The organism is Chamaesiphon polymorphus CCALA 037 (assembly GCF_003003845.1).
Taxonomy (GTDB): Bacteria; Cyanobacteriota; Cyanobacteriia; order Cyanobacteriales; family Chamaesiphonaceae; genus Chamaesiphon; species Chamaesiphon polymorphus.
Map to the genome: position 1 here is coordinate 1 of NZ_PVWO01000366.1, position 5,970 is coordinate 5,970.

Consider the following 5,970-nt stretch of genomic DNA (forward strand, 5'->3'; position numbering starts at 1 on the left):
GGTAAAATGGGCAGGGCGCAGGGGGGGAGAATTGCGAGGATGGTTAGGAAGAAATAGTCGATCGATATCGTCTGATTGATTTTCTAAGGTCAACTTTAATTAACATGACTATAACAATCTATTTTTGGCTTCATCAATCATTCTCTCTATCTCTTGAATGTTGGTTATCGCCGAACCATCAGGTTTTAATATAATCGCTTGAATAAAGTCAGAAATCGCACCTTGATAATCCTCCGAATAATATCTACTAATACACCGATTAATATAGACATCTGAAAACTGAGGATCTAACTCGATCGCTGTAGTGTAATCTAGATTAGCATCGATAAAATTGAATCGATTGTGTTGAATTAGACCTCTCCAAAAATATGAAGTAGGATGTTGAGTATCTAACTCAATCGCTCTGTCAAAATCAGAAACTGCACCTGGATGGTCAGGCAAAATATATTTAGCAATGCCTCGATTTCTATAATAATTAGCAATGTCAGCGTCTAGCTCAATTGCCTGCGTGTAGTCATCTATCGCACCTTTTATATCTGCGAATATATATTTAGCTTCACCTCGATTATTATAATAATTAGCAATATCAGGGTTTAGCTCAATTGCTTGCGTATAGTCATCTATCGCACCTTTCAAGTCACGTAAGTGATACTTACAAGCTCCTCTGACGTTGTAGTAATCCGCAACATCAGGATTTAGCTCCATAGCTTGTGTAAAGTCATCGATCGCACCCTGATAATTTTTGAGCTTATACTTAGCCACACCATCGTCAATGTAGTCGTTCAATGATTTTACAGAGGTCTTTATTGGTTTAGTCTTAGAACTCAAACTCGAACTATCTCGCTCTGGCGGTGGTTCGATAAGTATAGGTAATCGGGTGCTAGCTTCATCAAAATATTTCAATCTCGACCATAATTGTCGATCGCCAATAACATATAGACGATATTTCGCACGGGTGATAGCTACATTTAAAATGTTAGGCTTACTTGAAGCCCAATCTAATGCACCAAGACTATCCTTGTCTCCCCCCAAGATGAAAATGACTGCATCAGCTTCTTTACCTTGAAAAGTGTGAACAGTACCTACTGAGTCATCTACCCATCGATCGATATCAAGATTAGTAAGCCCGATCGCCCACAATGATTGCCGATCTTTGAGTAGCTTTTTCAACTTCGAGCTAACAATCTTAAATGGGGAAATCATGTATAGACTAGGAAGGACTGCTTCTGCTTTAACCAGTTTAGAGAGCATTTCCACTACCTTGTCCCCTTGCGCTTCGACCCAGTGTTTCCCCTGACACTTGCCCTCGACATTAATCCATTGGCTTCTACCTAGCGGAAATTGTCGTTCGATGTGGGACTGATAAGTCGCCACTACCATCTTATTTTCATAGGCAATCTTATTAGAGATCGTCGCCATTGGTTCGATACATCGGCGATGTACCCATAATGGACAGCCAATCCACAGCGGCTCATTATTCACTTCAATTTCAGTTCCCAGTGAATTAGATCGATCGCATAAGGTCTGAATCGATGCTTCGGTCGGACTCCAACAGTCATCGATTCCAAAATGAGTTTGGAGATCTTTTACTAATTCCACATCTTGAGTGAAAACTGGTTCGATTTGGAGGGGATCGCCCACAATAACAGCTCGTTTTGTCCGACGGAGCGCACCTACCGCAGCTTGAGGAATGGCTTGTCCAGCTTCGTCGATTAATAACCAACCTAGTGATGCAGTTGGTAATCGTCCTAATAATCTCCTCATTGAAGCAAAAGTAGTAGAAATAACTGGCACGACTTGGAAAAATGTTTGCCAGAGCTGGAGAATTTGTTCATCATCCAGTTTTTTCTGATCTCCCTTAACTAAATCTACCCAACGTCCCAGGTTTTTCTTAAATGGCGTAGCTGCTTGTCGAATGAATTGCTCGTGGACATTCAATGCCGCTAAAAACAGATCTGTACGGGCACAATTGAGTTCTCGATCGATCCAAGGAGCGGAAAGCTGAAGTTCATTATTCGGTCTACTCCACCAATCACGATCTCCGCATGATTCTCCCAGACTAGCCTTGGCGACGATTGACTCTGGTGAAGTCGGGGCGCGATCGATCTGTTGGTACCATGTCTCCCGTCGATCGATTAGAGTCTGTACGGCTTTTTTACAGCGAGAAAATTCTTGTCGAGCATCAATCCACTGCTGCGGATCGGGTTTACTTTTAAGTACAGCCCTAATCGAGCCATCACTATCCCACCAAAAGCCTTCACAAAAGTCACTACAGTTTGACTTTTTGCCCAGCGTCGCCGCGATTAAGCCCCAGGTAGCTGCTGAACTTTGCGATCTATCCGCATCGGGAGCTAGAGGGGCAGATTGGGATTTAGAGTCATTGACATTTTTGGACTTTTTTTTGTCCACACCAGCCTTGACACTTTCAGCTACCATTCTTAGATATGTAGCACGGTTTCGATAGCTGTCGTGAATCGCGCCCATTGCTGGTAGTTCAACCGTGACGTTTTCTACAGCAGCATTATTAGAGGAAGCAACCACAATTTCAAAGCCCGTGAGACTGGAATGCAGTCGGTAAAAGTCGCCTTTTTTTGTGAAAGCATTGACTGGATCGGCAAATGCGACCATCTTCTCAGCTCGTTGCACAACAAGATCGGCAACTAAATCCCTTAACAGCGTAGTTTTACCCGTACCTGGTGGCCCGTTTACAGAAAATAGACCATCCTGTTGACCTAGCTTGGCAATCGCCAGATTGACTGCCAACTGTTGCATCAAGGACAGGTTTTGAGCGGGGTTTGATGCCCACCGTCCCAACGTGAGGTGCTGTGGTGATAACCAATGCTGGAGAAAAGGAATTTTCTCAACATTCGTGCGTTCTGTGGCAGCTATCGTCTGGGTTAAATATTGTTCCAGGGCAGAGCTTCCCAGACCCGATTTAACAGCAGTAGCAGATCTCGCCAGTTCGTCTAGAAAATAACTATTAATAATATCAGAAGCCCCATCATCTGACTTGCCTCCAGCATTTTTGATTACGTAGTAGCCCAAGGACAGTTCGCTTGGGCACCATAAATCTTTGACAAACTCGTTCAATAATTGTTGCAGATCGGCAACTGTGACCTTATGTTCTGATTCTGCAAATGCGGCTGCTCGATTGCTAAACAACTCCTGTAATTTATTGATGTGACGATCGAAGTCCTCAGTCCAGGTTGAAATGTTACCTTGTTTCCGACCCGCTAAAATTTTTCCAATCTCATTGAGTGCCCAAGGTGCAGCCGCACACTGTAAGGATTCTCCGACTAATAGCCCGTTTGAATCAATTTTAATCGAGGCATAACAGCTACGATTTGGCTTTTGGCTGACATCATCTTGAAAACCAACCTTTGCTTGTTTAGGCAGCGATTTAATGAAATCTGTCACTGATGATGAAGAGAAGATGCCTAGATAGATTTGATACTCCTGCTGTTGGGACTTATCATCACTAACACTTCCGATTTTAAATTTTTGGGTTAAAATCCCTGGGTTTAGCCAGGGTAGAGAACTATCCAGTAAAGATGCGGGAATTTCTTCTTTGTAACTCTCGTTCTCTACAGCCCCATCTAGATTGAATAGAGTTAATTGCTCTAGCACATACCAAAATTGGGGAATAGCTGCTCGATCGATGTTTGATGTCATTATTAGTTGTAGGGTCGCTGTATGGGGTTTTAGACTACTCGATCGCTTACAAGACTTCTATAGTACTACTCTTAGACCATCTGCACTCATCCACATATTTTCTCAAGTAAGTTACTGGAGAAAATATGCCTCTTATCAAGAGATCGTCACTTCCCTGCGAACAATTTTATACCCTGTACTACCAACTAGAGCAACCACAGCAGATAAGGTTTTAGGATCTGTGGGAATTTTTGTGATGGGAGCGTCATCTGGAGAATCTGGATCTTGCCATTGTTTGGGGATATTAACCTGCATCCCTAAATCGATCGACCGATTGCCATCAAAGTCATCACTATAACCTTTAAATTTGAGGTGTCTGACTAAAACTCCCAGTGGCACTACTAAATTAGCGGGTGGGGGCAGTGGAAATAACTCTTCAACTAATTGACAGCGCAATTCAAACATCCGCGAGATCTCAGCCTCATCAATGTTCTGAGCTTGGAAACTTGCCAGCATCGTCTTCCACACCGCTTGAGATTTCTCAGATTCAATGACATCGCGGTGGGGAATTTCAATCTGTTGCAGGATCGGTAAATAAGCTTCTTTTTTACCTTTATTGACATATCCAGGGGAGATAATTACGGCGCGTCCTGGCGGCATTTTTGAGAATTCTGCTGCTTCCATCAACGGTACTTTAGCAACATGTTCGTTCCGCGATCTGCTGCCACCACCTTTTTGAGTGGTAGTGGATTTAGTGTAATAGCGAATTTCCTTTTCGCCCAAATACTCACTGTAGAATTTTGCCGACGCTGGATCTTGAGGATTCATGAAAAACTTCGTCGCACAGTTAGACATAATAGTCTGGGTGCGATCGTCGCCATAAGTCTCTTGCAATTGCGATTTATTTTGGAGTGAGATGACACCACAGAAACCCGCAGAACGACCTTCTGCCAGCCATTGTGAGATCTTCCGCAGTTTCATACTCGGTAACTCATCCAAGCTGACAAAGAAGGGTTGCGTCCGCTGTCTGGAGTGGGCGATATTACGGGAAATTAACAGATCGAGGATGGTTGCTAGCAGCGGGGAGAGCACATGTCGATAATCCTGATTCATCCCCACAATCGTCAGAGTTCGACCATTTTCCCCACTCAGGTCGATTTCGATCGTAGATTTCCCACACAGTGCGGGGATAAAATCACGCTTCACTAGTTGATTGATGGTCTTCTGAGCGTTGGCAAGAATACCACCCTCGGTGACATTAGATTTGCCGCGTTCGCCGCCAGCACTGAGAAATTGAGCTAAAGCTTGGCTAATCCACGGATTAATCCGTTTGGCTGCAAATCGCATTCGATCGCCAAAGCGCGGTAGATTAATTAGTGCGGCAACGGTCATAATATCGGACACCGCAGGGTGGGGATCGCCATCTTTAACTTCCCACAGTCTTCTGGCAACGGAGATCGCCTCTGGGTCTTCTTCGAGCCATTTGGCACTCAACATCCCACCCTGAACGACACCCCCGCCCCCACTCTCGAAGAATTCATTGCTACCACCGCCACTATCTTTGGCTTTAGAAGTATTCTCCGTCAGGACTTCGGAAATTTGCCCAGATCCCAGTGAATCCCCCGAATCCTTAATAAAATCCAAGATATTGAAAATACCGGATTCGACATAAGAGGGAGCGATAATTTGGACTTTATAACCCCGCTGGGCGGCATAGCCAGCAATTTCTTTGGTTTGTTCGGGATATTTAAAGTCAAAGACAGTTGTGGTAATCCGTTGATCTAGTGCCGAACGAATCAACGGATTGAGGATACTTTTAGATTTACCCAATCCCGCTGCACCAAATACCGCAATACTCTGTTGAGCGTTCGGGATATATAGAGTTTTATCCCCAAATTTCGCTTTGCGGGGACGATATTTAGCTTCGAGTTGCTGTGCTGCTTTAGTTCCGAATTCACGCTCGATCCGATCGAGTTCGGGTTTGAGTCGGTGATAAAAATACTGCTGGTGAGCGTTGTAAATCTGCGCTGGAGTGCCTAGATATAACGAACAAGCATCCGGTACGGTATAACTTTTTTTGCCCGAATAGGCGGGGATTTGCGATCGGGCAATCTTTCTGGCAGATCTAAGCTGCACGCGTCCCCCCCAATATGATTTCCCCTGCTTATTGTCCTCACGCTTCCCCAACATCGACAGGATGATTAATAACCCCATCGCACCCAACAGCATCGTCAGGTTGGAATCGAAGGGTAGATCGGACTTTTTGGAGAGGGGTTGTTGAATTTGCGTCGAGAGCTGGGGGTTGGACATGTGTGAGAG

2 protein-coding genes are annotated in these 5,970 nt (G+C 44.4%); both read right to left on the bottom strand.

Going from position 1 to position 5,970, the window contains the following annotated elements:
- Window positions 1-108: 108 nt before the first annotated feature.
- Window positions 109-3,672 (bottom strand): AAA domain-containing protein, encoded by a 3,564-nt coding sequence (locus C7B77_RS21840; protein WP_106309826.1) that lies wholly within the window; start codon window positions 3,670-3,672, stop codon window positions 109-111.
- Between the two features lie 135 nt (window positions 3,673-3,807).
- Window positions 3,808-5,970 (bottom strand): type IV secretory system conjugative DNA transfer family protein (locus C7B77_RS21845; protein ID WP_245894308.1); only part of this gene is annotated, 2,163 nt, incomplete at its 5' end.

Excerpts from the sequence above, each read along its gene's own strand:
- C7B77_RS21840 (WP_106309826.1), bottom strand. The coding sequence starts at position 3,672 with ATGACATCAAACATCGATCGAGCAGCTATTCCCCAATTTTGGTATGTG.